Raw genomic sequence first — 26,977 nt, 5'->3', positions numbered from 1 at the left:
TGAAATACTTAATGATGGCTTTAGAAAAAGGGAGATAATAAAGTTTATAGAAACAAACCTTTATAAACTTTAAAGTAAATTAATGAAATTGATACGTATGACGAAGGTACTTGTTTTAGGAGCTAGGTTCGGTGGCTTAAGTGCTGCATATACTCTAAAAAGATTAGCCGGAAACAAAGCCGAAATCAAAGTAATTAACAATACAAGATTTTCTTACTTTAGACCAGCACTACCTCATGTAGCTACTGGAGTTATTGACGAAGATGACGTAAAGGTAGATCTAACTAAAGCACTACCCGAAAAAAGAATGAACTTTCAGCAAGGTACAGTAGAGAAAATAGATGCTAGTGGTGGGCTTGTATATTACACTAAACCAGATGGAAACAAGACAGAAGAAGACTATGACTATCTAATTATAGCTCTGGGAGCTCATCTAGGTACCGAACTCGTTAAGGGATGGGATAAGTATGGTTATAGCGTTTGTGAACTGGATTATGCTCTGAAATTGAGAGAAAAATTAAAGGATTTTAAAGGTGGAACAATTGCAATAGGATCTGGGTTATTTTATCAAGGCAAGACTCCAAAGCCTAAAGTCCCAGAGAATTATGTACCAGTTGCAGATGCAGCTTGTGAAGGACCAATATTCGAAATGTCATTAATGTTATCAGGGTATTTTAAGAAGAAAGGAATGCTAAATAAGGTAAAGTTTGTCGTATTCTCACCTGGTGAATATTTGTCGGATCTATCTACAATGTCAAGAAAGATAGTTAGAGAAATGTATAAGCAAATGGGGATTGAACTAGTTGAAAACTTTAGGATAAAAGAAATTAGAGAGAATGAGATAGTAGATGAGGCTGGAAAGACAATTAAAGCTGACCTAACCATATTAATTCCACCGTATACTGGGAATCCAGCCTTAAAGAACTCTACACCAGACTTAATTGATGATGGTGGATTTGTTCCAACAGATCTCAATATGGTCTCAATAAAGTACGATAACGTTTACGCAGTAGGTGATGCAAATTCCCTTACAGTACCTAAATTAGGTTATTTAGCAGTAAAGACTGGAAATGTTGCAGCACAACATTTAGCTACGAGATTAGGAGTACAAGTAAAAGTTGATCAATATTATCCTACTATAATATGTGTTGCTGATAATCCCTTTGAAGGATTTGGAGTAGCTGTAAAAGATGATACATGGTATGGAGGAACTACTTCAATAGCTGCTCCTTCACCGATAAATCATATGAAGAAGGAATTATTCCATAAGTATTTCATTTGGACTAAAGGAGATATGGCGTTAGAAAAGTTCCTAGCGAGCTGGTGAATTAAAGTGACTAATGGAGAATTCTATGCTTTAGACAATTTACTGAAAGATGAAAAACTTAACAGTCTTAACAAAATCCTAGACGTAATAAACACTACTGATAGACTTGGCATACTTGACGTAATTAAAGGGATATTAGAAGATGAAAACACAATAGGAAAAATAATAGGGTCACTTACTAGTGATGATGTCTTAGAATTATTAGCGAGTTGGGATAAAATCATAAAGACCACTAAGTTATTTATTAATGATGACAATATATACAATATACAGTTCTTAATAAATCTTATAGATAAAGTTAGGAGCAGAGGTATTTTAGACCCCATAATTGGACTATTAGAAGATGAAGAAAGCTTAGGAAAGATAATAAATTCTCTAATAAACGATTTCACATTAAGCCTAATTAACCATTGGGATGAGATTACTAATGATCTGTCAAGAATAGATCTAACTAACTTCAAATATTATACTTTATTGGTTTCTGCAACTGGAGAAGCCTTAAAAACCGAAAATGTAAAACCCATAACTAGTATTTGGGAAATTTACAAGTTATTAAAGGATCCAGATATTCAAAGAGGATTGGGAGTAGCTGCATCTGTACTAAAACACATTGGAAAATTGTACGTACCCGACAAGGGATTAGCCTTTGAAGCAGAGAAAAACTCTAAGACTTGAGTAATATATCTAGAATCTCGTCTTTAGCTACTCTTTCTCCTACATCTATTTCAAAACTTTTCCCTATTTTTAGATACTTTATAAGAGTGGAGACTCTAACATTCCATGCCGGGATTGAAAATAATGATAAGGCCTTCTTAAATTCCTCACCTTTTATGAGAAACGCTTTTGTAGGGGAGACTGTAAACACGTAATCTACGTCAGCCGAATTATAAGTGGGAGAAGCTGAGTCATTATAGGACTCTATTATCACGTTTTCATAGTTTCTAAATACATCTATAGTACAATTGTCTACTAGTTGTGGAGAAGCGTCTATTATCTCTCTCATTTTATCATATGATTTTGCATTAAATTTTAAGGCTAGGTTTCTAGTAAATTTCAGCATTGATTTCGGCACATATATATCTGCACTACTGTTTACAAAATACTGATCTATCCCATTAATGCAGTCGCTTAACCTTATTAAATATGGAAATCCATACTCCATTATCATATTATATAGAGATACGTTGTAGCTTAGCTTTTCCAAATCTATAGGAACGAAAAGAACAGCAAATGGATTAATTCTCCTAATATCATATTTTGTTTCATCATAATACTTTAAAGCATCATTCCCAACCAATATTCCTAACTCTTCACTCCTTATGAGAGTGTTAAAGCTATACCAAGCATTATGCCCGGCAATTGGCTTGAATGGAAACAATCTGATTCCTACTTGATTAAATAGTCGAATAATGGATAATGAAAATGTTGTCTTACCCGAATCCAGTGGTAGTAGACCGTTTACTAGTATTCTCATCCCAAGGATCTTCTAATTAATGCCATCTCATATAAATACTTCTTAGATTCTTGAAGGATTTTCTCTTTAAATGATAGTAAAAATAGCGAAGACATTAGGATATGTTTTCTACTATCGTAATCTATGCCTCCTAATTTTATGCCTATCACGCTCTCAGCGTAATCGATATCTTCCTTGATCTTTGCTATAGTATCCTCACTAATTTTCCATATATCCTTAATTAATTCGAACGACTCCCAATTAAAGAATCTCGCAGCAGTTTGTAGATCATGTTTAAAATTAACGTAATTCTGTTTGAATATATCCCACTCTTTCTCATCTAAATTGCTTAAAGACGAAATTCCTATTAGTTCTGGTGGTATTCCTATTGAATATAGTGAACCCACGAAAGAAATTGCCCTAGGTAAGCTAACCTTGCCTGCGCTTCTAGAATATCCAAAAAGGCCAATATGAAGTTTTCTGGCTCTTCTTCTAGGAAGTAACACGGAGACGTCATTTATAGCGTTTGCAAGATTTTCTATAATTGGCTGGTAACGTTCAGTATATAAGATCGTTATCTTTCTTAGAACATCTTCCTCATACTTTTCCAATATTTTAGCTGGGCCAATCCGTGAGTTATTTATTGAAGAAATAGCACTTTTTACTTTGTCGTAATCATAGTCATACTTAAACGCTGATTGAATCGTATATGTATAAACTCCCTTATACTCTTCCAATACTTTTTCATAGTTTTCAGGAGATAAATGGCCTCTAAATGGAAGTGAACCAACACCAATTATTGGATATATTTCAAAGTTTAACGATTCTGAAAGTTTGTATAACTCACTTAAGGCAATCTTTACTGACAGAACAGCTGTTATCATTCCATAATTCATTGCTGGATCCGACCTGGCTAAAAAGACTCTCATATACTTAGGTTTAATTACCTTATAATATCCCTCCACTATATTGTCAATATTTTGAAGAGAGTCCCTATCTTCGACTAGTGGTATAACTTCTATTACTTTAGGATATATTTCTCCAACTAAATCCTTTACTTTTACACCATCGTAAAGTTCTAGTTCATCTTCATTTGCAACTGCTTTTTCGTAATACCTAGCCACACTTATTATCTCCAAATTACTAGTTGTCATTGGTAAAATTACTTCAAAAACTGGTACCGTAATCCCATTACCGTAAAATTTCTCTGCCAAATCATAAGTTATTGGAATGCTCTCCATGGTTTCGGCAAATACTTTTCTATCAGCACCTTCCACCTTTGGGTTAGGTAACCTATAAGTTAAAAATACATCTTTACCTAAAATATGTTCTCTAAAGTAGTCTGGATAATTTGACAATAACTTTCTTACCACATGGGTATCTACGTCTTTTCCCTCAGCATCCCACATTACCTCATGAACTCCATACATACTATAAGCTAGGAAGGCTTCTTTAACTTCATCTTCTCCTTCGATAACTTCGCTTTTTGCCCACTCTGGTACTTTCGCATTATCGGGATGTTGTGTTGACATAGTACGTGGTATGATTCTCATTTTACTAACTGACTACGAGTAAGAAGTAAAAATATTTTGTCTAAATTCTTATATTCGAATTACGCAAGAATTAAATTAGTATGAACGTAGGAGAAGAAGCACCAGATTTCGAGGCTGAATCCACTCTCGGAAAAATTAAGTTATCAGATTTTAGAGGGAAAAAAGTAATATTATACTTCTACCCAAAATCCTTTACTAGTGGTTGTACAAGGGAACTACAAAGATTTACTGAACTCTATGACGAATTCAAAAAATTGAATGCTGAGGTAATAGGTGTTAGTGTAGATAAAATTGATACCCAGAAAAAATTCGCAGAGAAATATGGAGCTAAATTCCCAATAGTTGCCGACGCCCAGAAAACAATATCGAAACTTTATAGTGTGTTAAACGAAAGGGGGACTAGTGCCCAAAGAGTGACTTTCATAATAGACGAAAATGGCAAAATAGTAGATATCTTGAAAAATCTGAAGAAGGCAGAGGAACACGCTGACAAATCATTAGAGATAATAAAGGAACAAAACTCAACTTAAAACTCTTTTATACAATTTTCTTTTGAAAGAATCCAAGGGATTATTTATCACATTTGGAATTTCATTTATTATATCAGTAGGTGTCAAATGAGCTCCGAGCCTATTATATGCTAAAGTTCCAGCTAGGCTATTTATGAAAACCCCTAAATATGCGGCTATAAATGGTTCGATTTTTTGAGCCATTAATGTTGCTATTATACCAGTCAACGTATCCCCACTCCCTCCCACGGTCATACCTGGGTTACCAGATTTATTTAATTTAAACCTTTTACCATCACTTATTATATCAACATACCCCTTAAGTAGAACCGTACATTTACATTTCTTAGCATATCTAATTACTTGGCTTATTCTATCTCTTATGTTCTTATTCGGTTCTTCTCCAAAGAATATCTTGAATTCTCCTGCATGAGGTGTTATTACAGCATTTTCATACAAATCGAACCCACTTATTGCCTTAAGTGCATCAGCATCAATAACAGCTAGCTTATTCTTCTCTTTAACATAATTCACAATTAGTTTAGAAGCCTCAATAGTCTCCTCAGCTAGACCCATTCCCGGACCTATAACCACTACGTCTGCTCTATCTATCCATGATTTCAATTCTTCAAAATTGTCTGGAGAAAAGTTCTTTCCCCTTAATTTTATTGTAATTAAGTCTGGAGAGTATCCTGCTATAATTCTAGCCGTATCCTCTGGTGATGCTACATAAACTAGATCAGCTCCAGCTCTCAAAGCACCCATAGCGGCTAGAGTTGGAGCACCACTAAAAGTGTAACTTCCTCCAATTACTAGTACTCTTCCACTATCACCCTTCTTAGAGTAATAAGGTCTACTACGCACGTTAACTATCAAATCCCCTGGCCCAACATATATTTGGGCTTCTACTGGAATACCTATTTTCGTGACCACAGTATTGAAATTATACTTTAATAAGCCAGGTTTGATATCGTGAAACGTGACAACCAGATCCGGTTTAACATATTCGTCTTCATATGCTTCACCAGTATCAGCATTTATCCCGGAAGGAACGTCTATAGAAACCTTGAACCCTTTACTATTGTTGAACGCTTTTATCGCACTTCTAAACGGTTCTCTTGGCTTTCCAGAGAATCCCGTACCTAACATGGCATCGATTAAAATATCAGCAGAGATTGGCTTTAGTTCATCCATATCCTTTATCTCAACTAACGTTATTGAATAGTCCATCTCTTCTATGACATTAAGATTAAGGATTGCATCCTCGTGTTTATTTTCTCCCAATAAAATTACGGTTACCTTAGCACCTTCATCGGCTAAATGTCTCGCCGCAACCAACCCGTCACCACCTTTTCCACCATGTCCTACATAAACATATGCTACCTTATCCTTTACGTTAAATCTCTTTACTATTTCGTCTTTAACGGATCTACCTGCATTCTCCATGAGTATTAATGTAGACACGCCTAAAGCAGAACTATTTATTTCCAAAGCCCTCATTTCTTTTACCGAAATCATATACTTGAATATAAAAAAATGGGTATAAATGCAATTCAGTCGCGAGTTACTACATCATTGATCAGGATTGGAGTTATTCATCACGCTAAGCTTAAATAGGAGGAATATCCTTATAATTTTAATTAGTACTTCTTCATGTAAGCTTTCTAGTAACTTAGAACAGTATTATTATGTGTGATGGAATGATAACAATATTAAGTTAGACTATAATTAAAGTTTATAAACCTTGGATTAGTATATTAATGTAGGTGTTTGTTATGGCTCTCGGAAAAGAAACCGAAATGGGTCTAAAGGAGTTATTTAAAGCAAATGCAGAAGATTTTATGTCATTAATGCTAGTAGCTGAGAAATTAGAGCAATTAGGAAAAAAAGAAGAAGCTAAGGCATTAAGAGAGAAGGCATTAGTAGAATTAGGGCATGCTAAGGCAATCTTCGAGACCTTATTAAAGAACCAAGAATTAAGAGGAGTAGTAGGGGAAATGGCTAAAGAAGAGCAAGAACAACATATAAGTGAGTATAATAAGGTTGCAATGACAGCAAAACAAGAAGGACACGAAGACATTGAAAAAATGCTATGCAGTTTTGCGGATCAAGAGGCTAAGATTGCAGAAACGATAGCAAAGGTTTCTAAAGTCTTAAATGAAATGGCTAAAGAAGAGCAAGAACAACATATAAGTGAGTATAATAAGGTTGCAATGACAGCAAAACAAGAAGGACACGAAGACATTGAAAAAATGCTATGCACATTCGCTGAACAAGAAGCAAAAATCTCAGAAACAATCAAATCTGTCGCCAAAGCCTTATAAAGCTATTTTTGCTTTTTAAATTTTTCCCATTTCTAGGTATTACTCTTCTACAATGAGTAAACCATTTTAGGAAGCCAATAGTATTTTATCTATACATGATAATTGGTTATGTAATTGGTCAAGCTACAACACAAGAGGCTTTGATACTAGCTGAAAGGCCAGTTAGATTAGGAACTTATGTTGTTCTAGAATATGATAACGTTAAGGCCCTTGGACTAATAACAAACGTGACTAGAGGTAGCCCTATGCTAGATGATAATATGAATGATATAGAAATCGTTCAAAGATTAAAACAATTCAACAATAGCATACCCGTTTATACAAAGGCTAAAGTAAAAATGTTATGTGATATGAATAATCACTTTTTAATGCCCGATATACCCCCGTTCGCTGGAACCCCAGCTAGAGAGGCTGAAGATGAGGAGTTAAAAAGTATTTATTCGCAAGATGGCCAAATTAGAATAGGAAGCTTAATAGGTAAAAACGTGGAGGTTAAATTAAATATAAATTCCTTTGCAAGACATTTAGCTATTTTAGCAGCTACTGGTTCTGGGAAGTCAAATACAGTAGCAGTTCTTTCTCAAAGAATTTCTGAACTTGGGGGATCTGTTCTTATCTTTGATTATCATGGAGAGTACTATGATAGCGATATAAAGAATCTAAATCGTATTGAACCTAAACTTAACCCTCTTTATATGACCCCAAGGGAATTTTCTACGTTACTAGAAATAAGAGAGAATGCAATTATACAGTACAGAATTTTAAGAAGAGCTTTCATAAAGGTAACAAATGAGATAAGAAAAAAGCTAAAAGAAGGACAAATACCATTTTCTACTCTAAATAGCCAATTTTATGAACTAATGAGAGACGAATTGGAAACTCAAGGAAATAGTGATAAAAAGAGTAGTGCAAAGGATGAGGTACTGAATAAGTTCGAAGAATTCATGGATAGGTATTCAAACGTCATTGATCTTACATCTTCAGATATAATTGAAAAAGTAAAGAGAGGTAAGGTAAACGTTGTAAGCCTAACACAATTAGATGAAGACTCAATGGATGCAGTAGTCTCACATTATTTAAGAAGAATCCTTGATTCTAGGAAAGATTTTAAAAGAAGCAAAAATAGTGGCCTTAAATTCCCAATAATAGCCGTAATAGAAGAAGCTCACGTTTTCTTGTCTAAAAACGAGAATACATTAACCAAGTACTGGGCGTCCAGGATAGCAAGAGAGGGCAGAAAATTCGGAGTTGGATTAACAATAGTAAGTCAAAGGCCTAAAGGCCTAGATGAAAATATATTAAGTCAAATGACAAACAAGATCATTTTAAAGATAATTGAACCTACTGATAAAAAATACATCTTAGAGTCAAGTGATAATCTAAGCGAAGATTTAGCTGAACAACTGTCCTCCTTGGACGTTGGTGAGGCTATAATTATAGGTAAAATAGTAAAATTACCTGCAGTTGTGAAGATAGATATATTTGAAGGAAAATTGCTTGGATCAGACCCCGACATGATAGGGGAATGGAAGAGAGCAGAAGAAAATGAAAGAATAGCTAAAGGCTTTGCCGACTTTGGAACGGAAATTGGTGATTGATGATGGTACAAATTCTACATATTTCTGATACTCATTTAGGAAAAAGACAGCACTCCCTAGCAGAAAGGGAAAAGGATATTTACGATGTTTTCTCACAACTAATTGACATTGCTATTAAAGAACGTGTTGACGCAGTAATACATTCTGGAGACCTTTTCGATGTTTCGAATCCTACTACAAATGCATTAGTAATAGCTGTTAAAATCCTAAAAAAGTTAAAAGATGCGAATATACCATTTCTCTCAATACCAGGGGACCACGACACTCCAAAGAGGAAAGGTTACATCATTCCTCATAATATTCTAACTGAATTGGATTTAATCAAAATTTTGAATTATGATAAGCCATATATTATAAAAGACATAGAAATATACGGAATCCCCCATATTCCCACAGTTTCAAAAAACGTATTGGTTAGCACGTTATCCTCTTTAAAACCAAAGTCAAGTAGGAGTATCCTATTACTACATCAAGGTGTAAAACAGATATTGCCGTATGATGGTTCGTGGCAAATGGAATTAGGAAGTTTACCTAAAGGTTTTGGGTATTATGCTTTAGGACATTTGCATACTAGGTGGAGACTTATTCAAGATGACGGTTCAATAATCGCTATAGCTGGTTCTCCAGATATTATGAGAGAAGAGGAAATAGAAGGGTATGAAAAATTTGGAAAAGGAGCATACCTAATAGACTTTTCAAAGGACTTACCTACACTTACCACGATAAATACTACAGTAAGGCCACAAAAAGTTGTAACCATAAATACAAAAAATCTGAAGAATGACATATCGAAAATAAAAAGTGATTTATTAAAAAATAATAAAGGTGAAAACAATAAGCCAATATTACACATTATCGTAGAAGGTGAAAGAATGAGAAAGGATCTACTTTACAGAGAGTTACTTCCTTTAAATGATATTGCACTTTATTATAGAATATATAAAGATGAAACTATTCAAAGTGTAGACAACTTAACATATACCTTGCCGCAAGATAGGGGATTAGATAAGATAATAATCGAATACCTTACTAAATACGAGAAGTTCAACGAGGACGAGGCTAATTTAATTTTACAAATGATAAAGAACGTTGATTCTGAAGATATAGTAAATGAGATATTAAAAAGACTAACAGGTGTTAACTTATGAGAATTGACAAAATTACTTTGACTAATTTTTTAAGTCATGAACACAGTGAAATACACTTTCTAGGCGAAATAAATGTAATAGTGGGACAAAATGGAGCAGGTAAGAGTTCTATAATAGATGGCATAGTATTCAGCTTGTTTAGAACCCATAGTAGAGGAAATAACGACAACTTAATAAGAAAAGGTTCAAATAAGGCGAGCGTTACCTTACATCTTTCTAATGAAAAAGATAAAATAGAAATAATAAGGGATATAAGAAGCACTACAGAAGATAGGTTAATACGGAATCAAATACCAGTTGCACGTAGTGCAACGGTAGTCTCTAATGAAATAGAGAAAATTCTGGGTATTGATAAAGATATTGCCCTATCAACAATAATAGTTAGACAAGGAGAATTGGATAAAATTTTGGAGAATTTACAAGACATTATGGGGAAAATTCTAAAGTTGGAATCAATCGAGAAGCTTATTGATAGCAGAGGTCCAATAGTGGAATTTAAGAAGAATTTGGAAAACAAGTTAAGAGAGTTAGACAGGATAGAACAAGACTATAATGATTCTAAGAAGAACTTGGAGGAGAAGAGAAATAGAGTGTTGGAGTTAGAAAAAGATAGGAAAAAACTGGAGGATGAGATAAAGAACTTGGAAAATCAAATAACTGAGTTAAAGAAACAATTCGAAGATTATGAGAAGAAAAGAAATCAGTACTTAGAGTTGACCACTATCTTAAAGGTAAAAGAAACTAAATTAAATGAATTAAACAAGAGTATAGAAGAACTAAGAAGACAAACGGAAAACATGGATAAGCTTGAAAAGGAGGTAAACGAACTTGACAATTTAAAGAATTTTAGATTAAAATTTGAAAAATATGAAGTTTTATCGAGAAGTTATATAGAGATATCCAATAATATACTTAATTTAGAAAAGGAAATTGAGGAATATGAAAAAGCTATCAAAAGAAAGAAAGAACTTGAGCCACATTATCTAAGATACAAGGAATTGGAGAGAAAACTGGAAGAATTACAGCCAAAACATGAAGAATATCTCAAATCGAAATCCAATTTAGACTCCAAACTAAATTTAAAAGAACGTTTAGAGAAAGACGCAAGTGAGTTTTCTAAAGATATAGATAGAATTGGTAATCTTGAACAAATTATGGAAGAGAAAAGAAAAAGACAACTTGATCTTCGAGCTCAATTAGGTAAAGTTGAAAGCCTAATATCTGAGAAAAATGAGATAATAAATAATCTTAGTCAAGTTAAGGGGGAAACTTGTCCGGTATGTGGAAGACCCCTAGATGAGGAACACAAACAAAAAATAGTAGAAGAAGCAAAAAGTTACATTTCACGATTAGAATTAGATAAGAATGAACTGGAAGAAGAATTAAAGAAAACCACTGATGAATTAAATAAAATTGAAAAAGAATATAGAAAACTCTCAAATAATAAGGCAAATTACGATAATGTAATAAAGCAACTTAGAAAGTTAAACGAGGAAATAGAGAATCTTCATAATAGGATTGAAGCTTTAAAGGATATAGAGGAGGAAATTAAGAAAATAAATGTAGAAATAAAGGACCTAAAACAGTATTATGAAGAGTTTATGAGACTATTTAAGTATGACGAGAAGGAACTTGAAAGAAAAAAAAAAATAGGTTAGATGAAATGAACAAGAAAAAAGTAGAAATCGAAAAAGAAATGAGGGCTCTAGAAACCGAATTACAAGGGTTAGACCGTAAAGAGCTGGAGAATAAAATTTCAGATTTAGAGAGGAAGAAAAAAATCTTGGATGAAATGAAGAAGAAAAGAGGAGTACTAGAAGACTATATAGGACAAGTTGAGCTACTACAAGAAGATGTTAAGAAACTAAGGGAAAAATTAAATATCATACAGTTTGATGAAAATAAATATAATGAACTTAAAACGAGTTTAGATGTCCATAATGCCAGTCTTAAGGAGAAGGAAAACAGAAAAAGTAGAGTGGAGGGCGAATTGGATAGTTTAGGTAAAGACATAGAGGAAATAAGTAATCGAATTAAGAATTATGAATTGCAACTAAAAGATAAAGAAAAGATAATCAATGGTATTAATAAGCTGGAGAAAATTAGAGATGCATTAGGAGAACGAAAATTACAGAGTTATATAATCATGGCAACAAAACAATTAATTGAAAATAATCTAAATGATATAATATCGAAATTTGATCTATCTATTAAAAACGTAGAAATGGAGATAATGCCAAAAACTAGTAGAGGAAAGGGCAGTGGTGGGAATATAGTAATATACACTAATAACGGTGATACTTTGCCCATAGTATCGCTTAGTGGAGGTGAGAGAATTGCCTTATCTATAGCTTTAAGGTTAGCAATAGCTAAGGCACTGATGAGTAATACTAACTTCTTCATTCTTGACGAGCCAACAATTCATTTAGATGATCAAAGAAAAGCGTACTTAATAGAGATAATTAGGGCAGCAAAGGAAAGTGTACCTCAGATATTAGTGGTAACACATGACGAGGAGGTAGTCCAAGCAGCTGATTATGTTATTCGTGTTGAAAAGAGAGGAAATAAAAGTTTTGTGAGGGAGGAGACTTGATAAGAAAAATATATGATAAGTTAGCGGAAAGTCACAACGAGATAAAAAATCAGATTTACAATATTGCTAGCTACCTTAGGCAAGAAATACAAGAAAAGGTTAATGAGTTTTGGACTGAATACACTAGAGATAATGAGTTAAGCGAAATATGCAGATTTGTAGCTATTGATGGTGGTTCTTTCAGTAAACCTATGAGAATAGGGATAGTTTATGCTGTAGGAGCTGAATCCGTAATCGGAGATAATAAAGGAGTAAAGACATTGAGCGAGGATGGTCAAATAGGTATATTCAAGCCAGGGAACGATGCACAAGAAAGAATATCATTATTAATGGAGGCATTGGAATTATCAGTAGCTTTAAGGGATGGTAGTAAAGGAGATTACATTCTTATGGATGGAAGTTTAAACAAAAAGATTGGTAATAAAGTCGATATTCAACAAATCTCTGATGAAGAGCTAAAGCTAGTTAAGAATGTCGACATAAATAGTATTATTAGCATAAAAGATGAAAGGAAAATGAGGGATTTGCTAATGCTACTAAATCAATTTCTCGTTAGTAGAATAATAGAGCAATATGATGGCAAGGTTTTATGGATATCTAAAACCAGTAGGGGGAGAGATTTATTTGGTACAGACTATCCCGACATAACTGTTTTTGAACTGTTTACTGAAAAAAGAGGATTTTCAAAACTTATAATCAAAAATATAGACATCAGAAAAATTTCTGAGATACCCGAGCTTGAGATATTAAGAAAAATGGAATATACGACTTTCTATACTAGATTGGATAATGGTAAGAGGGTTGTTAGAATAGATATGGTTGGAAGAGTGGATGAGAAAATAGTAAAGGAGATAATGGATCATTTGAGTGGAGTAAGCATTAAGGGATATCCATTTCCACTCTTAAAAGCTCATATAGACGTTAGATTTTCAAGGATGGATAGGGAAAAAATAATAAAGTTAATGGGAAGTAAACTTCACAAAGATATTGAGTGGTGGCCCAGCCAGTTTTATTAATCGTCATCATTCGTCGTCTCAAACTGAACCGTTACATGAGAAATGCCATATTTTTCTCTAAGCAGACTACAGATTGAACCCCTTATCTTATCCGCCTCAGCTATAGTCAGATTTGGAGATGCTTTAACGTGAAGTGTTGCTACCTTTACATGATCACAAATTGACCACACATGTAAATGATGAATACCTGGAGAAATTTTTGTAAGTTCTCCCATGATATTATCAATTTTCACTGGAGAACCTTCCATAAATATTAAAAAAGATTCCTTTAATAATGGGATTGCAAGTGCAAAATTTAGTATTACAAGTATAATTGCTCCTACGGGATCCAATTCATGTATTCCGGAAATAAGGATAAGAATACCTATAACAAAGCCGATTATATATCCTAGAAAGTCTGATATTATATGCACATATAATCCCCTCTTACCCAAGTTGTCCTTTTCTTTAGGAGATGCAAAGAAAGTTAGAATTGATGCTAGGGCTGACGAGATAATCAAAGCAAAAGAACTGTTAGTAGTCTCTTTTAACAATGACGTTATGGAGGTATATACTACAATAAGTGAAAGGAGGATAATAGCAAAGATATTAATCATAGCAACAATAACTTCCAGTCTATGTAATCCATAAGAAAGCCTCCCCTCACTTACTTCATTCTCCCCTATAAATTTTAGGGCGATAATTGCTTTGTTGATTGTTCAATTTTTATCTGAGTTAACGTGGAACTTACTTTTAAATCAACGTTCGATTTTGAATTTAAGAAAAATTGACGAGATTGACATCTTAGAAAATTGAAGTGTTCAACAAAGCACTATTGTAAAAAACTAAATAAGGAGCATTTTGGAAGAAAGGATAGTCATTAGAAAAAAATATAAACTAAGGTTTTAAAGTTTAGAGATAGGGTCAGCAGGATCAGCCCCCGAGTGTCTATTAAGACTCAATGAAAGGGGCTCCGATTTCTTAGGGATAGCTTCAACACAGATGAATGACCCTCTATCATCATTATAAGTTTCATCAGTTTCCGTTTCGCTCATATCTTTTAGCGTAGATCTAATTCTTGAGATTTTCATGAAATCGTTTATAACTACGTAAAGCTCTCTCCTTGATATAAAGTGAGCATATGAATAATACTTATGGCCGCTTTTACCTAGCTTCTCATAATATTCGCCCCATGGAGAGTCCCTAGCAATAAAACAAATAACTGCCCTTTCTTTAGCTACCCTAGCTATTTCCTTTATAAACCCCTTTACATCTTCTATAAAACAAACGGTAACAGAACTAAATATACATTTAAATGAGTCATCTCTGAAGGGTAAATGTAAAGCGTCAGCTAGAACTTTCTCGTCACTTTTACTTTCTTTTAGCATAAGTAACGATATATCCAGAGATACAATCTTTCCCCTAATTTCCTCATGAAAAATATCTGGTCCTGATCCTAAATCTAAACAATCTTTAAGGTTAAAACTTCTAACTACCTTTCTCTCATTCTCGTATAACTTATTATGAAGTTCGTACCATTTCTTATAACTTTTTGGATCATTAAATATATCTTCCGTCCCCATGCTCTCTCTCACTTACCCTTATTATTTCCATGAGTATTTTAATTTTAGTTGAGATATCATCAAGGAAAGCTATTAAGTCCTCCCTCCTCCTCCTCAGAGCTATGGAAGTGGAAAACGAAAACTCTGAAAGTCTGCTCTCTATAAATTCTAATTCCCTTTCAATTTGTGTCTTTAAATTTTTATATGTTAAGTAAATATCGAAAAGATCAATAGTTACGGTTTTATCATCGTCTCTTAACGAGTAAAATGGACATAAATAGCAGAATAAGGGATGAGGAACAATCTTTCCATTAGATATCCAGCTAGCAAGAACTTTACTTTTTGACGAAATTTTTTTACAATAGCCATAAATGAAAAACGCGCACGAATCACGTTTTCTACTGCCCTCAAGAATTATTTGGTCATAGTTCCGTATCCTATGCGAAAGAACTATATCAATTGATATTTCCCTAAAGTTCTGCATTATTATATAATACTCACTTAACTTTATAAACCTAAATTTAAGGTGTAAGAGGGTTGCATATAGGAGAAATTTTAAATTACTCCAAAATAGAAATGAGTACAGTATGGAAGTTGATCTTGCAAACCTGTTGAGGCAAAGAAACCTTAAAGTAACGCCACAAAGAATAGCTATTCTAAAGCTAATAATGAGAGGGGGTCATTACAGTGGGGAACAAATTTACGAAGAACTTAAAAAAACAGAACCTAGTATTAGTCTATCCACAGTATATAATACACTAGAAACATTAAAGGAATCTGGAATACTAAATTCCTTTGAAGCAAACGGTATAACTTGGTTTGAAATTAATAGAAAGCCTCACGTTAATGTTTTTTGCACGGACTCTAATAGAATTATTGACTTAGATGTTGAAATGGATAACTTCATGGATAAGCTAGTTAAAAATGGTTTAGACGTAAAAAATGTAAACATTATAGTATACGCTGATTGTTCAAAACTCGGAAAGGGTTCTGAATAGAAGATTTTTGAACTTGTTACTATCTGCCTTTAATACAATTTCAGCATTAGGCTTATTTTTATGTAAACTGTACCAGTCTATTAACATTGCTCCTCTTGACTTTGAACATAATTCTAAATCAATATACTTTAGAGAAGACTCTGAGATAATAGATCTATCATAGGCTATAGAAACTGTTAAGGAATCTGGATGAGTACTACCAGATATACCTTGATTCTTAGTAGTATATTCCTTTAATGTCTTATTGACATTAATAAAGAATTTTGAGAGCTTAGTATTGAGTTTGGAGATAATTTCCCAATCTCTCTCGTTTAAAGAACCACTTGTTTCAGCGACTTCCCAAGGAACGACGGTAATATCAAATCCTGCATCTAAAACTATTTTAGCAGCCTCGGGATCTACCCAGAAATTGAACTCCGCTATAGGGGTAGTATTACCCTTTGAAAAAGCACCACTCATTATCCAAATCTTTCTTATTCGCTTGACAACTGACGGATCTTTAAGATAAGCCAAAGCAATATTTGTTAAAGGGGAAACTGCAAGTATTTCCAATTCCCCGTCGTATTCTTTCGACAATCTGAGTATAGCATCTATTGCATGCTCTTTCTCTGGCCTTTTAGTAGGTTCGGGATAGTCCCAATCACTCATTCCGTTACTTCCATGGACTTCCTCCACTGTTCTCCAATTTCCCAAAATAGGTCTTTGTGATCCTAAATAAACTGGTACGTCTTGCTTACCAATGTACTCTAAAGTGAAAAGTGCATTCTTAACCTCTTGATTATAATTTACATTTCCAGCAACTATTGTCACACCTAATAATTGGAAATATCTAGATGCAAGCAATATGGCTATAGTATCATCGCTAGCTGTATCTGAATCTAATACGACCTTCCTCATTAAACTCTATCACCTTGACAAATATAATAAACTGCGAGTATCTAAAGTCTTCTCTGTTTTAATAAATTATAAAAATTTGAAATTGATTGAATTTATACAAGGTTAAAGTTATTGAGAAAGAGTATTTATGACTTTTATTATTTCTATTGTACTAGAACTAGACAGTAGGAGAGAATTTTTATACTAGTTTATCTTTAATACCACTAGATGAAGGTTAGAGTATTTAATATAGGTGGCATAACGCAAGACTATAGTCTTGATTTAGAGAAAGGAGTAACATCATATGAGGCGCCAAATGCTTACGGTAAAACATCACTAGTAAGGGCATTGATATCTTTACTGACATCTAGTATTAAGGCAGAAGATCTACTTAATGTATTTGCAGATAGTGGTTATATAGAAGTAGAATTGGATAACAAACTATACTATAGAAGGATAAAAAGGATAAAGAATGGATTAAGTGAAGACAAAAATCTAATTATGGATGACGATAGAGCATTGCTACTGACGTATTTCTCTCCAGAGAACAAGTTAGTAACCCAAATATTATCTGGAGACGGTAATGTAGAGTGGTTTATATCTGCTACATCAAAAATAAATGAAATAAAGGCAAAAAAGGAAGAATTACAGAAACTCTTAACCGCTGAGATAAATGCTAGAGATGATTTACAGAAGAAGTATAATAATATTAGAGAGATACAAGCTAAAATAAGGGCGATAGACGAAGAGATAGACAAACTGGAGAAAGAAAGAGAAAGCAGTAGTAATATAGTAGCTAAAACCACATACACAATAACACTAACAAGACAGAATAAAATAAATGAAATAGTAAACAAAATAAAAGTTAAAAAAGATGAATTAGCAAACTTAGAATTTGCCTTAAAGAAGATTGAGGAAGAGATCCAAAACAAGGAGAGTAAAGTCTCTCCCGATATAAAGACTCAACTTCAGAAAGAGTTAGAAGAAATAAATGAGAAACTTAAACTGAAAACCTCTGATAGATCTGAGTTAGAAATAGAACTTAAGGTGCTTGAACGCGTATTAGAAGAAGTGGACGAAAGTGATAAACATCATTTAGATACGTGTAACGTCTGTGGGAGCAAAGTAGATCCTAGTATATGGAAAGAAAGAGCTGAAATAATATCAAGAGAATTAAGAGATAAGACCTCACTTCTAGATAGCTTGCGTAACGATATAATAGGATTACAGAAAAGAAAAGAAGAAATTGACCTTAGATTAAAGGAGTTTCAGACGCTAGAGAATGAAATCGCAAAACTAAAAGCTAAAAAGGAAGAATTGATCAACAGGATAGGTTCAGTTAAGTTCCAGATAGATGATTTGGAGAGACAGAAGAGAGAGACTGAAGAGAGATTCAATAAATCCGAATCATTATCAGGGGCAATAGCAACTAGTGATGATAGTACAAGCATTTTAAAGAGAATAGAAGAGCTAAGAAAGAAAAGAGAAGAATATGAGTATGAACTTCAGCTATTAGGAGTGCCATCCTCTGTCTTAGAGGAGTTGAAAGAAAAGGAGGAACATATAGAACAATTACAGAAGAAGGTAGATGAATTACAAGTAGAATATATAAGAAGATTAACTAAGGCAAGGGAAGAATTTAACAGAATATCTAACCAATTATTAAGGAAATTCGAATTTGATATGGAAGCTGAAATTGACGGTAATTATAGATTAATTATAAGGAGAAAAGGTGCTATAATTGATATAAAGAAGTTATCATCGTCGGAGAGAACTACGCTAGCTTTAATATTGGTATTAAGCGCGTTAAGAGCTTATTTCAAAACTCCTTACTTCATAATCGACGAGTCCGCAATGACATTTGATCAGAAAAGATTCAATAGACTATTAGAATATCTAACTGAAATTGCAGACTACGTAATTGTGACTAGAAGTAGTGAAAACACAGAAATAAAGACACTACCACCTAAGCAAATAGAGATTTCTAGTTAAATTACGGCGACCATGGAACTTCTAATTTTTTCACCAATATCTTGTTTAAATCAGTTCTTATCGCATCTTCAACTTGTGGAGGTATTTGATTTATAGGCTGGAACCATCCAACTGCAGATGTCATACCTAATTCTTCTGCACGTTGTTTTAGCCATAATGCCACAGCTAAACCTGCCATAGTTGGCTTAAATATAACTACAGAAGGACCAATCGAGGAACTTGCTATCTTTATGGCGTGCTTTGATATAGTCTTCCACCTTGTTTTTGTTATAATTCTAACCAATTCTTTTGCTCTATCCCTTTCACCAATTGCATAAAATATAATCATAAATAGAAGAAAGTGCGAACCTTAAAAAAAGTATTGGTCATCACTTAGATACAAATCCACATAATTTCTCCCAATTTCTAAAAGAGTTAGATACAACAACTTATGCGTTATTAGTTGAAAAGTTTTGATAGAGATCATTCACTTCCTTAGCTTTCTAATTCTTTCCTTTTGGCTTACCATTAGATAATTTTGATTGTTACAAGCTAGCTAATTAACCTAAGATAAATTGATGAGCCTTAATTGATTCTCCTTCTAGTATTACTAGAGCTGCGTGAAGAAGACCACTATTATATTCACTGCCTGGATTTATGACTATTGTGTTATTGACTTTATCAAAGCCTCTTGATTCGTGAATATGTCCGTGTAATCCTAATAGTGGATTGGTCTCCTCAATAATTCTCCTTATTGATTTAGAACCCACGTGCGTATATACAATCTCACCTCCTCTAACTATGGGCTTTAGATTCTCATCTAAAAGAGGAGCATTATCTAAATTGGTATTGTAAGGAGGAGCATGAAAGTTGTAAATAGCCTTTGAATAATTAGTTATTTTTGACACTATCTTACTTAGGTCATTATAGATCTCCTCTTCCTTCTTCTCCCTAAACGTATTCCAAGGTGTTGGATTAACGTAGCCGTATGATACGATTTCGTATCCATTAAAATCAAACACCTCACCCTCACCAACTTTAAATATCTCGCTCTCCTTCAATACTTCAAAGAGATATTCTGGGTCATCGTTCCCAAGGTTTATAAAGATAGGTATTTTATAATCCTTCAATCTCTCCTCAGCAATTTTCATCCATTCACGAATGGTCGCAATTATTGCCTTCTTAAATAATTCGTCTTGGGCTTTTTTATTTTGAGACGCTTCTTCATACTCATTTTTGCTTAATATAGCATAATAGATCCCTTCGCTCTTAAACCTCTCGATGAAGCTATTCAATTCACTTGATGTTACAATCTTATCTTGAATATTGTAATTATTATTTCCAAGATCAATAATAGGTATTAATGTTTTGCCAGCTATATCCCCACCTATTATCAACGCATTGACCTTGTAAATTTTCCCTGCATTTATAAACTTCTTGACGACTGTATACGATGCGTGAAGATCTGAGCTAAAGAGAATTCTCAAATCAGTAGTAGAATTTGTAGAATGTTTGTTCCTTTTAAATAATGAGACCACAATACTCCTATTCTTATGATGATATTTAAGTTTAAACTAATAAAGTGGGGAAATATAACAACTAAGTGATGACAATAATTATTTTCATTAGGCATGGGCAAAGTACCTCTAACGTTAGTAAAATACTTAGCCATGATATTAACACCTATCCTCTCACGGAAGAGGGTGTTACACAAGCAAAGGATGCTGGGAAGGAACTTATGAAATTAAAAGTTGAAAAAATATACACTAGTCCAGTTCTAAGAGCATATCAGACTGCGCTTATCATTGGTGAAACCTTAGGAATTTTTCCAATAGTAGATCAAAGATTAAGAGAAAGATCCTTAGGAGAATTGAATAACACCACTTTTGATCCAAATGACCACTGGAAGTTGAAGGTCTTTAAAAAACAAATGGAGATTAAAGGTCTGGAAAGTTGGGAAGATATGACAAAGAGAATGAAAAGCTTCCTCGAATCCGTTATAAATAAAGATAATAATGTAATAGCTGCTGTATCGCACTCCGATCCTATAAGAGCTATAGTTACGTACATACTTGATATGGACGATATTAGTGGATGGGGAGTGAGAATACCTAATGCTAGCTTGACTATCTTGAGATGTGAAAATAACATAGATAGTTGCAAAGTCCTTAGTATAGGTTCACCACTACTAACTCCACAAATACTATCTAAGCTGAATATGAATATCAAAGCTTTTTAGAGCCGCTATAATTCGTTCTCTCTGCTTTAAGTTTAAGCTATCGATAACGACTTTATTAATATTATTCACAGAATTGGCTATAGCTTGAATTATAACCTTGTCATCCAACTTATCAACATAATGCTTAGAAATCACATGGCCTATACAACTCTCGTCAGCTAACTTAGTAAAAAGCTTAGAATAGTGGGGTCCACCGAAACCTGAAATGTAATCTCTGCAATCTGTCTCGTCAACCTTATCAATACCTTTTAGAGTTGAATCAACTAAAGTTCTGACTATTCTCTCGTTAGTCCAATACGTCTTGTCACTACCAATCTCTACGAATATTACTGGAACGTTTTGATATGTAGGGCCATGATGAGTAGCCTCCATAGTTTTCTCTATATCTAGATCTATTTTTTTAATTTCTCTTAAAATCGAAGTAAGTAACCTAGGATAAGCTATTCCGAGTTTTTTAGGCTCTCCACCCATAACTTCTTCAGATGGATTACCAGGATAATGTACTGTTAGTGAGGGAATGCTTGCCTTACTTTCATGCCTAGAAAAAATTACTATAGCCTCACCATTCTTGTAGTGAAAATCTGTTACATCTTCATCAATCTCTTCGAAACTATATCCAAGTTTTTTTATCGTCAAACCCACTGGATCTGAAGTAGAGTAAACTAGCTTAATGTCCATATTTGATCATCTGTATGGCTTTCTCAGCAAGTACCGGAGCTAATGCAAAGCCGAACCTATAACCAGTTATTAGTATTGCATTTGAGTAGATCTTCTTTACAATTGGTTCCCTATCTTTACTTACGCTTCTAAATCCTACTCTGATCTCTAAATTTGTAGTGTCTATCTTTAGCACCCTACCTATTTCATTTATGGTCTTAGATATTTCATCATAATCTATTGTCATGGAGGAATTTTGCTTTGAGTCGCCATTAAGGTATAAGTTCTTTCCCTCCACTGCAATTCTATCATTCACAATTAATATCCCATTTAAACTAGTTTTTTTAGTAATAATTAAATGTCCTTTAAACAGATTTACCTCTATTCCTAATTTCGAGAATAATTTAGGAGTTAGGTAGCCAGTAGCAAAAATATAGAACTCTCCCTTTACCTCACCCTTTGATGTTAAGAGAGATTTTATTTCATTATCTTTAACTAATATATCCGTAACCTCTGAGTTCGATTTAATGTTAAATTCTGTTTCAAGAATGCTGAAGAGCTCGTCACCTTCTACGAATAGACCATTTTCAAAAAATTCTGCTTCTTCAATATTCAGTTGAGGTTCAAAACCTCTTATTTCCTTTCTATCAACAATCTTACCACCTATTTTTTTACTGGAAACTCTAAGAATGTGAGTCTTTTTACAATAGATACCATATTTTTCGCAAATCTCTTCATAGAATCTCATACCTTTTTCACAATCTTCTCTATGGTTGCTACATAAAGGTGGAATGATTGACCACAAACTAGCTTTTGAATTATTTGCAACAATTGTATTCTTTTCTAAAATTATCACATCTCCACTATATTTCAGTGCAGTAATTAACCCCGTTATCCCACTACCTACAATTATAAGTTTTGGCATGTCTAATCTCTTTATATGATAAAAACTTTTTAAATGAATACTATATATAATCTCTTATGAATGACGAACTAAATGACCCAGAATTACAAAAAATCCTCTCTAAAAAAGCAAATCAAATACTCAACAGCTTGAAGGAGAAGGTTGAAGAGCCAGTAAAACATCTCAATTCCAAAAACTTTGAAGAATTTATAACTAAAAACAAAATAGTAGTTGTTGACTTTTGGGCAGAATGGTGTGCACCATGCTTTATATTGGCTCCAATAATAGAAGAACTCGCCAATGATTATCCTCAAGTAGCTTTTGGAAAATTAAACACTGAAGAGAACCAAGATATTGTAATGAGATATGGAATAATGAGCCTTCCAACTGTAATGTTCTTTAAGAATGGAGAACCCGTAGACCAAATACTAGGAGCAGTACCCAGAGAGGAAATAGAGGTAAGAATAAAGGCATTATTAGAGTGACAAGTGAGAGGAATGAACCCTTTATTACTAGGAATAGATGGGTTAAGCTATACTAGTTTCATGAAATGTAATCCAAGGACATTATTTACACTATTTAGCAGCACTTATAGAGGAGTTGTTTTAAATAAAAAGCCACAATTTCCGCAAACCTCATGGATGTCAGTATTAGAGCTCAAGGATATAAAAGATATGTCAGCAGTTAATTTGAATAATGAAAAACCTAGGCTTCTTAAAGAAACTAATGCAGTAGCAATAAATTTGCCTATAACTAATCCGACTTATGGCAAACTTAGTCTTCCATATGATACTTCAGTAAATGCAGAAGAGGAAATTAATAAAGTAACACAAATAGTTCTAGAGCTAATAGAAGAAAGTCCCGTTATAGCATCTATAACTGCTATAGATAGGCTTCTACATAAAGATCCTACGGAAAAATGTAAAATTTATTCATTAGTAGATAGTGCGGTACGAAAGATTTTAAACAAGGTTGACGATTTTATAATATTTTCTTTATATGGCGAACCAAAGGGTGAGAATGAAGATGGAAATCACGAAGATTATGGAGTATTCCTAGCAACAATTCCAAGACCTTCAGAACACGATACTGTCAAACTGCAAGAGATAGGCGAGTTATTTATAAAACTAGTTAAAAAGGAGTATTATTAATCATCGTATTATAAATTGGATATAATGCGAGGACAATAGGTTGAACATAGAGCATTTTTCTATTAATTACATTGTTAGTTAATAATCCTATAGCACCTTCTTTAGTCTTACTATTATTAGTTTTAAAAATAATATCTGATGCTTCACCCAGTTCCTTTCCTTGAAGTATTAAAGAAACCATAGAACTAGGTAAGGTAAAAGATGAAGAAATTGCAAAATTCTCTAAACCTTCTTTAGTTATAACATATACCACAGCATTTGCTATAAATTTACCATAGACGTTACAAACTCCTCCTTCTATCCCTAACCCTATATCTGCATTCGTAACCCTTATTACGTTCAGTGCCCTATTTCTAGCACCCACATACGTCTGATCGCAAAAAGGTTGTTTATCTACCCCACTATCAACTTCAATTCCTATCAAATCCCAATTCAACTTTAAAACATCTAGTGCCTCCTTAGTAGCATTGATTTTTACAGGATTTTTACTACCCAAAGCAATTGTTACCATCTTTTAAAGTTTATATTAACAAGGATTTTATAAGTTGCTAATGGAAAACATTATAAACGTATTTTAAATCACACTTATATATCGTTATGTTAAATTATAGTTTATGGTAACAATAAGAGTAGGGGCACTTGCAGATTCTGGAGACCTTTATCCTTTTATACCATTAATGGAGGGAAAAGTTAGACCAGAAGGCTTCAACTTAGAGTTTGAAGTAATACCTACTGTTCAAGATATCAATGAAGCGGTATTAAAGAAAGAGGTGGATGTTTCAGTTCCATCTGCTGCAATGTATCCATACATACAAGATGACTATTACATTCTAAGTAATGCTGTGGCAACTGCAGTGGATGGTATAACTGGTATGCCAATTTTAGCAATAAAAGAAATGAGTGAGAACGAAATAAAGAGAAGCAGGCTAATAGTTCATGGACCGAACACTACCGCGTTTACATTATATAAGCTACTTATGGGAAAATATGGAAGGTTAGTCATAATTAGAAGAGTATTGGACGAAATAAAAGCCCTGGGAAAGGAGGGGGATGTGTTAGTGGCAGTTCATGAAATAAAGATGATGTACACTCTAAAGAAGTTGGGAATTAATGTAGTTAGAATAGGTAGCATGTGGGATATGTGGAAAGCTATTTCAAATAATACACCAATGCCAATGGGCATGGTGGTAATTTCTAAAGAAGTTGGAAAGGACTTTGCACTTAAATTTAAAGAGACCTACGAGAAAAGTAAGAAATATGCAGAGAAACACTTAGATGAAATAATACCAAGAGATGTTCAAATAATGAGAGAATCGCAAAAAGTGGACCTTGATGAAGAGATAGTAAGAAAGACGATCTGGGCTGATATACAAGAGTACAATGTTCCAGTTGATGAGGTAAGAAGAGGATTAGAGTTCTTCTTTAAGATAAGTGAGGAAAGAGGAATATTACCTAGAGTAAAGAGTATTGACTTGCTCTAATATTTTCTTTTTCTTAATTTCGGTTAAGGGTACGAGTATTACGTCAATGCAAGCTATATTATCGTATTTCTTGATTATCCTCTTAGTTTTTCTCTTAATTTTATAAGCTTTTTCTAGAGTTATATCTTTAGGTAAACCTATATAAGCATATACCGCATAGAAAGAGCCACACCTTTTTAAATACAAGTTTATTATAGGTATGTTCTTTGACCTAAGTTCATTAATTAGCTGAAACTTCATTGGAGAATCTATTGAAGCACCAAGTATCGATAGGATTGAATCCTTAATCTCTCTAATTACGTCGCTTAAGGTAAATGTAAGAATTGCTAACGTTACTACATCTATTAAAACCATATTTTGTACGATTAACGTTATGCCAGAGACTACTTCAGCTATACTATCTAAAAAGGAGTGAACCATGTCGTTTTTTACTATTTGTATCTCAGCATATCGCCTCTCTACGAAGTATAACGCGAGTGAGTAAATACTGCTTGCGAATAATATAATCGAATACCATGGTGAAATTGAAAAAGTTATAGAACTATCAAACATACTAAGTATTAAATTTGCTGATAAATAGACTATAAATATAGATGTAGCCAAAATTACAAGACTTTCAAGATTATAGAGACCCCAAGGAAATCTTCTAGATCTAGTATTTATTTTGACTAAAGTAAAATAAAAAAGAAGTGATATTAAAAAATCTATTAGCGTATGGTAAGAGTCTGCTATTAGTATATATGATTTAAATAGTATTCCAACGATAAATTCAAGCAGAAATATTGGAATAAGAAAAATGCTACTAAAAAGAAAAATGATAGAGAGTCTTCTTAGGACTTTAACTGAAATCAATCCTCATCACCACACCATAACTTATAGGAAAACAGAGTCTCTTATACAATATTTATTGAATAATATGGGTATTTATAACTTACCAGTAAAAATAGTCATGTTTCAATTAACTACACGTTATATCAAATTTTTCTCCTTGAAGGGGTAGCTTATCGGTTTGGAACTACAATATTATTAGGACATTTAAGAGCCTAAGATACTCTAATATCGTATCACAACCTACTCTAGAGATAAATCCAAGGAGCGAGTTGCAAAGGAATATGCTTTATTAACGAAATTCTTTCATAAAGAGTAGATCTTCATTGCAACTTTTACTACCACCTCTCGGCCAGAAGAATTCGCCCTCTTGATATCGTTAATAATGACTTAAGCCACGTTTAAAAGCTTTCAGCAGTCTTCAGTACCAAATCAGTGTTTAACGGGCAGTCATCATCGCACATGAGAATTAGATTCAATATATTTATTTCATAAATATCTAATACGTTAAATTAATAGTCTTATGTCTTATCTCCTAGTATATATGATTTATTTCATAAATAAATTTTCGCATATATATTAGAGCAAAAGTTATAAATGAGAAAACATAAATTAAGGTGGTGGATTTACTTGAGCCAAAAGAAAAGTGAAATAAAGAGTTGGGCTAATCTAATTAAGACATTATTTGCTGATAATAATTGGTATTTAGGAGTCTTTATAGTATTATTAATATTGTTCATAATTTTTGATTTAATTGCTTTCACACCTCATTCATAGTTTTTTAAAATAAGTTTAAACGATAGCACGACT

The 26,977-nt window shown here is 33.3% G+C and carries 27 protein-coding genes and 1 pseudogene; 15 read left to right on the top strand and 13 right to left on the bottom strand.

What is annotated here, in order from left to right:
• Positions 1-82: 82 nt before the first annotated feature.
• Positions 83-1,327, top strand: coding sequence for an NAD(P)/FAD-dependent oxidoreductase (locus YN1551_RS00350; RefSeq protein ID WP_012716934.1), 1,245 nt, complete (start codon positions 83-85; stop codon positions 1,325-1,327).
• A 6-nt stretch (positions 1,328-1,333) separates the two neighbouring features.
• The gene (locus tag YN1551_RS00345) at positions 1,334-2,002 is read left to right on the top strand and encodes a helical membrane plugin domain-containing protein (RefSeq protein ID WP_012710250.1); all 669 of its coding nucleotides are present in this window, start codon (positions 1,334-1,336) and stop codon (positions 2,000-2,002) included.
• On the opposite strand, the gene YN1551_RS00340 is transcribed toward YN1551_RS00345, so the two are convergent.
• Positions 1,992-2,801, bottom strand: coding sequence for an ATPase (locus YN1551_RS00340; RefSeq protein WP_012716933.1), 810 nt, complete (start codon positions 2,799-2,801; stop codon positions 1,992-1,994). The genes YN1551_RS00345 and YN1551_RS00340 overlap by 11 nt on opposite strands.
• Positions 2,798-4,333, bottom strand: a complete 1,536-nt coding sequence (gene ppcA, locus YN1551_RS00335) for a phosphoenolpyruvate carboxylase (RefSeq protein WP_012716932.1) — start codon at positions 4,331-4,333, stop codon at positions 2,798-2,800. The genes YN1551_RS00340 and ppcA overlap by 4 nt, the downstream gene beginning before the upstream one ends.
• Positions 4,334-4,413: 80 nt before the next feature.
• Here ppcA and YN1551_RS00330 point away from each other — a divergent pair, with 80 nt between their 5' ends.
• A complete protein-coding gene (locus YN1551_RS00330; protein WP_012712740.1) occupies positions 4,414-4,863 on the top strand; it encodes a peroxiredoxin in 450 nt (149 codons plus the stop codon).
• Here YN1551_RS00330 and YN1551_RS00325 read toward each other — a convergent pair.
• The gene (locus YN1551_RS00325; protein ID WP_012716931.1) at positions 4,855-6,360 is read right to left on the bottom strand and encodes a bifunctional ADP-dependent NAD(P)H-hydrate dehydratase/NAD(P)H-hydrate epimerase; all 1,506 of its coding nucleotides are present in this window, start codon (positions 6,358-6,360) and stop codon (positions 4,855-4,857) included. The genes YN1551_RS00330 and YN1551_RS00325 overlap by 9 nt on opposite strands.
• A 257-nt stretch (positions 6,361-6,617) precedes the next feature.
• Between YN1551_RS00325 and YN1551_RS00320 the strand changes: the two genes are divergently transcribed.
• The 5 genes and pseudogenes from YN1551_RS00320 (at position 6,618) to nurA (ending at position 13,521) form a co-directional block, all read left to right on the top strand.
• A complete protein-coding gene (locus YN1551_RS00320) occupies positions 6,618-7,166 on the top strand; it encodes a hypothetical protein (RefSeq protein ID WP_012715413.1) in 549 nt (182 codons plus the stop codon).
• Between the two features lie 95 nt (positions 7,167-7,261).
• On the top strand, positions 7,262-8,764 hold the full coding sequence (gene herA / locus YN1551_RS00315; RefSeq protein WP_012716930.1) for a DNA double-strand break repair helicase HerA: 1,503 nt from the start codon (positions 7,262-7,264) through the stop codon (positions 8,762-8,764).
• Positions 8,764-9,912, top strand: a complete 1,149-nt coding sequence (gene mre11, locus YN1551_RS00310; protein ID WP_012716929.1) for a DNA double-strand break repair protein Mre11 — start codon at positions 8,764-8,766, stop codon at positions 9,910-9,912. The genes herA and mre11 overlap by 1 nt, the downstream gene beginning before the upstream one ends.
• Positions 9,909-12,505 (top strand): annotated as a pseudogene (locus YN1551_RS00305) (AAA family ATPase). Before mre11 ends, YN1551_RS00305 begins: the two are co-directional and overlap by 4 nt.
• A complete protein-coding gene (gene nurA / locus YN1551_RS00300; protein WP_012716928.1) occupies positions 12,502-13,521 on the top strand; it encodes a DNA double-strand break repair nuclease NurA in 1,020 nt (339 codons plus the stop codon). The pseudogene YN1551_RS00305 and the gene nurA overlap by 4 nt, the downstream one beginning before the upstream one ends.
• Here the strand turns inward: nurA and YN1551_RS00295 are convergent.
• The 3 genes from YN1551_RS00295 to YN1551_RS00285 all read right to left on the bottom strand — a co-directional run bounded on the left by YN1551_RS00295 (position 13,518) and on the right by YN1551_RS00285 (position 15,546).
• A complete protein-coding gene (locus YN1551_RS00295) occupies positions 13,518-14,216 on the bottom strand; it encodes a cation diffusion facilitator family transporter (protein WP_048052249.1) in 699 nt (232 codons plus the stop codon). The genes nurA and YN1551_RS00295 overlap by 4 nt on opposite strands.
• A gap of 189 nt (positions 14,217-14,405) precedes the next feature.
• A complete protein-coding gene (locus YN1551_RS00290; protein ID WP_012716926.1) occupies positions 14,406-15,083 on the bottom strand; it encodes a class I SAM-dependent methyltransferase in 678 nt (225 codons plus the stop codon).
• Entirely contained in the window at positions 15,061-15,546 is a 486-nt protein-coding gene (locus tag YN1551_RS00285) for a hypothetical protein (RefSeq protein ID WP_012716925.1), read from the bottom strand. Before YN1551_RS00285 ends, YN1551_RS00290 begins: the two co-directional genes overlap by 23 nt.
• A 103-nt stretch (positions 15,547-15,649) precedes the next feature.
• On the opposite strand from YN1551_RS00285, the gene YN1551_RS00280 reads away from it, so the two are divergent.
• Entirely contained in the window at positions 15,650-16,060 is a 411-nt protein-coding gene (locus YN1551_RS00280; protein WP_012710237.1) for a Fur family transcriptional regulator, read from the top strand.
• Here the strand turns inward: YN1551_RS00280 and YN1551_RS00275 are convergent.
• Positions 16,034-16,957 (bottom strand): nucleoside hydrolase, encoded by a 924-nt coding sequence (locus YN1551_RS00275; protein WP_012716924.1) that lies wholly within the window; start codon positions 16,955-16,957, stop codon positions 16,034-16,036. The genes YN1551_RS00280 and YN1551_RS00275 overlap by 27 nt on opposite strands.
• 207 nt (positions 16,958-17,164) lie before the next feature.
• Between YN1551_RS00275 and clsN the strand changes: the two genes are divergently transcribed.
• Positions 17,165-18,928 (top strand): SMC-like protein coalescin, encoded by a 1,764-nt coding sequence (gene clsN / locus YN1551_RS00270; RefSeq protein WP_012716923.1) that lies wholly within the window; start codon positions 17,165-17,167, stop codon positions 18,926-18,928.
• 1 nt (position 18,929) lies between these two features.
• Here the strand turns inward: clsN and YN1551_RS00265 are convergent, their stop codons facing one another.
• Both YN1551_RS00265 and YN1551_RS00260 read right to left on the bottom strand, forming a co-directional pair.
• Positions 18,930-19,256, bottom strand: a complete 327-nt coding sequence (locus YN1551_RS00265; RefSeq protein WP_012710234.1) for a hypothetical protein — start codon at positions 19,254-19,256, stop codon at positions 18,930-18,932.
• 211 nt (positions 19,257-19,467) lie between these two features.
• Positions 19,468-20,445: a metallophosphoesterase family protein gene (locus YN1551_RS00260; RefSeq protein ID WP_012716922.1), complete on the bottom strand. Its 978-nt coding sequence runs from the start codon at positions 20,443-20,445 to the stop codon at positions 19,468-19,470.
• Positions 20,446-20,513: 68 nt separating this feature from the next.
• Here YN1551_RS00260 and YN1551_RS00255 point away from each other — a divergent pair, with 68 nt between their 5' ends.
• Positions 20,514-21,146 carry a 2,3-diphosphoglycerate-dependent phosphoglycerate mutase gene (locus tag YN1551_RS00255; protein WP_012712731.1) on the top strand — a complete coding sequence of 211 codons (633 nt, stop codon included), beginning with the start codon at positions 20,514-20,516 and terminating at the stop codon, positions 21,144-21,146.
• Here the strand turns inward: YN1551_RS00255 and YN1551_RS00250 are convergent.
• Positions 21,111-21,824: a D-aminoacyl-tRNA deacylase gene (locus tag YN1551_RS00250; RefSeq protein ID WP_012710231.1), complete on the bottom strand. Its 714-nt coding sequence runs from the start codon at positions 21,822-21,824 to the stop codon at positions 21,111-21,113. The two genes, YN1551_RS00255 and YN1551_RS00250, sit on opposite strands and share 36 nt — an antisense overlap.
• Positions 21,814-22,728 carry an NAD(P)/FAD-dependent oxidoreductase gene (locus YN1551_RS00245; protein WP_012716921.1) on the bottom strand — a complete coding sequence of 305 codons (915 nt, stop codon included), beginning with the start codon at positions 22,726-22,728 and terminating at the stop codon, positions 21,814-21,816. The genes YN1551_RS00250 and YN1551_RS00245 overlap by 11 nt, the downstream gene beginning before the upstream one ends.
• A gap of 56 nt (positions 22,729-22,784) precedes the next feature.
• Between YN1551_RS00245 and trxA the strand changes: the two genes are divergently transcribed.
• Positions 22,785-23,192, top strand: coding sequence for a thioredoxin (gene trxA / locus YN1551_RS00240; RefSeq protein ID WP_012716920.1), 408 nt, complete (start codon positions 22,785-22,787; stop codon positions 23,190-23,192).
• 12 nt (positions 23,193-23,204) lie between these two features.
• Entirely contained in the window at positions 23,205-23,858 is a 654-nt protein-coding gene (locus YN1551_RS00235) for a hypothetical protein (RefSeq protein ID WP_012710228.1), read from the top strand.
• Here YN1551_RS00235 and YN1551_RS00230 read toward each other — a convergent pair.
• Positions 23,839-24,369 carry a DUF84 family protein gene (locus tag YN1551_RS00230; protein ID WP_012712728.1) on the bottom strand — a complete coding sequence of 177 codons (531 nt, stop codon included), beginning with the start codon at positions 24,367-24,369 and terminating at the stop codon, positions 23,839-23,841. The two genes, YN1551_RS00235 and YN1551_RS00230, sit on opposite strands and share 20 nt — an antisense overlap.
• A 103-nt stretch (positions 24,370-24,472) precedes the next feature.
• Between YN1551_RS00230 and YN1551_RS00225 the strand changes: the two genes are divergently transcribed.
• The gene (locus YN1551_RS00225) at positions 24,473-25,339 is read left to right on the top strand and encodes a menaquinone biosynthesis family protein (RefSeq protein WP_012716919.1); all 867 of its coding nucleotides are present in this window, start codon (positions 24,473-24,475) and stop codon (positions 25,337-25,339) included.
• Here the strand turns inward: YN1551_RS00225 and YN1551_RS00220 are convergent.
• Positions 25,307-26,191: a cation transporter gene (locus tag YN1551_RS00220; protein WP_012712726.1), complete on the bottom strand. Its 885-nt coding sequence runs from the start codon at positions 26,189-26,191 to the stop codon at positions 25,307-25,309. The two genes, YN1551_RS00225 and YN1551_RS00220, sit on opposite strands and share 33 nt — an antisense overlap.
• Before the next feature lie 573 nt (positions 26,192-26,764).
• On the opposite strand from YN1551_RS00220, the gene YN1551_RS00215 reads away from it, so the two are divergent.
• Positions 26,765-26,944 carry a hypothetical protein gene (locus YN1551_RS00215; protein ID WP_012710224.1) on the top strand — a complete coding sequence of 60 codons (180 nt, stop codon included), beginning with the start codon at positions 26,765-26,767 and terminating at the stop codon, positions 26,942-26,944.
• Positions 26,945-26,977: the final 33 nt, after the last annotated feature.

The organism is Sulfolobus islandicus Y.N.15.51, assembly GCF_000022485.1.
Taxonomy (GTDB): domain Archaea; phylum Thermoproteota; class Thermoprotei_A; order Sulfolobales; family Sulfolobaceae; genus Saccharolobus; species Saccharolobus islandicus.
This window is presented reverse-complemented; position numbering and strand designations above follow the sequence as displayed.

Bases quoted from the DNA above. Each gene is read 5' to 3' on its own strand.
- YN1551_RS00255 (WP_012712731.1), top strand. From the start codon at position 20,514: ATGACAATAATTATTTTCATTAGGCATGGGCAAAGTACCTCTAACGTT.
- YN1551_RS00230 (WP_012712728.1), bottom strand. From the start codon at position 24,369: ATGGTAACAATTGCTTTGGGTAGTAAAAATCCTGTAAAAATCAATGCT.
- clsN (WP_012716923.1), top strand. From the start codon at position 17,165: ATGAAGGTTAGAGTATTTAATATAGGTGGCATAACGCAAGACTATAGT.
- YN1551_RS00285 (WP_012716925.1), bottom strand. From the start codon at position 15,546: ATGCAGAACTTTAGGGAAATATCAATTGATATAGTTCTTTCGCATAGG.
- YN1551_RS00275 (WP_012716924.1), bottom strand. From the start codon at position 16,957: ATGAGGAAGGTCGTATTAGATTCAGATACAGCTAGCGATGATACTATA.
- YN1551_RS00225 (WP_012716919.1), top strand. From the start codon at position 24,473: ATGGTAACAATAAGAGTAGGGGCACTTGCAGATTCTGGAGACCTTTAT.
- trxA (WP_012716920.1), top strand. From the start codon at position 22,785: ATGAATGACGAACTAAATGACCCAGAATTACAAAAAATCCTCTCTAAA.
- YN1551_RS00215 (WP_012710224.1), top strand. From the start codon at position 26,765: ATGAGAAAACATAAATTAAGGTGGTGGATTTACTTGAGCCAAAAGAAA.
- mre11 (WP_012716929.1), top strand. From the start codon at position 8,764: ATGATGGTACAAATTCTACATATTTCTGATACTCATTTAGGAAAAAGA.
- YN1551_RS00330 (WP_012712740.1), top strand. From the start codon at position 4,414: ATGAACGTAGGAGAAGAAGCACCAGATTTCGAGGCTGAATCCACTCTC.
- YN1551_RS00350 (WP_012716934.1), top strand. From the start codon at position 83: ATGAAATTGATACGTATGACGAAGGTACTTGTTTTAGGAGCTAGGTTC.
- YN1551_RS00245 (WP_012716921.1), bottom strand. From the start codon at position 22,728: ATGCCAAAACTTATAATTGTAGGTAGTGGGATAACGGGGTTAATTACT.
- YN1551_RS00290 (WP_012716926.1), bottom strand. From the start codon at position 15,083: ATGGGGACGGAAGATATATTTAATGATCCAAAAAGTTATAAGAAATGG.
- ppcA (WP_012716932.1), bottom strand. From the start codon at position 4,333: ATGAGAATCATACCACGTACTATGTCAACACAACATCCCGATAATGCG.
- YN1551_RS00250 (WP_012710231.1), bottom strand. From the start codon at position 21,824: ATGGACATTAAGCTAGTTTACTCTACTTCAGATCCAGTGGGTTTGACG.
- herA (WP_012716930.1), top strand. From the start codon at position 7,262: ATGATAATTGGTTATGTAATTGGTCAAGCTACAACACAAGAGGCTTTG.
- YN1551_RS00340 (WP_012716933.1), bottom strand. From the start codon at position 2,801: ATGAGAATACTAGTAAACGGTCTACTACCACTGGATTCGGGTAAGACA.
- YN1551_RS00325 (WP_012716931.1), bottom strand. From the start codon at position 6,360: ATGATTTCGGTAAAAGAAATGAGGGCTTTGGAAATAAATAGTTCTGCT.
- YN1551_RS00280 (WP_012710237.1), top strand. From the start codon at position 15,650: ATGGAAGTTGATCTTGCAAACCTGTTGAGGCAAAGAAACCTTAAAGTA.
- YN1551_RS00320 (WP_012715413.1), top strand. From the start codon at position 6,618: ATGGCTCTCGGAAAAGAAACCGAAATGGGTCTAAAGGAGTTATTTAAA.
- YN1551_RS00235 (WP_012710228.1), top strand. From the start codon at position 23,205: ATGAACCCTTTATTACTAGGAATAGATGGGTTAAGCTATACTAGTTTC.
- YN1551_RS00265 (WP_012710234.1), bottom strand. From the start codon at position 19,256: ATGATTATATTTTATGCAATTGGTGAAAGGGATAGAGCAAAAGAATTG.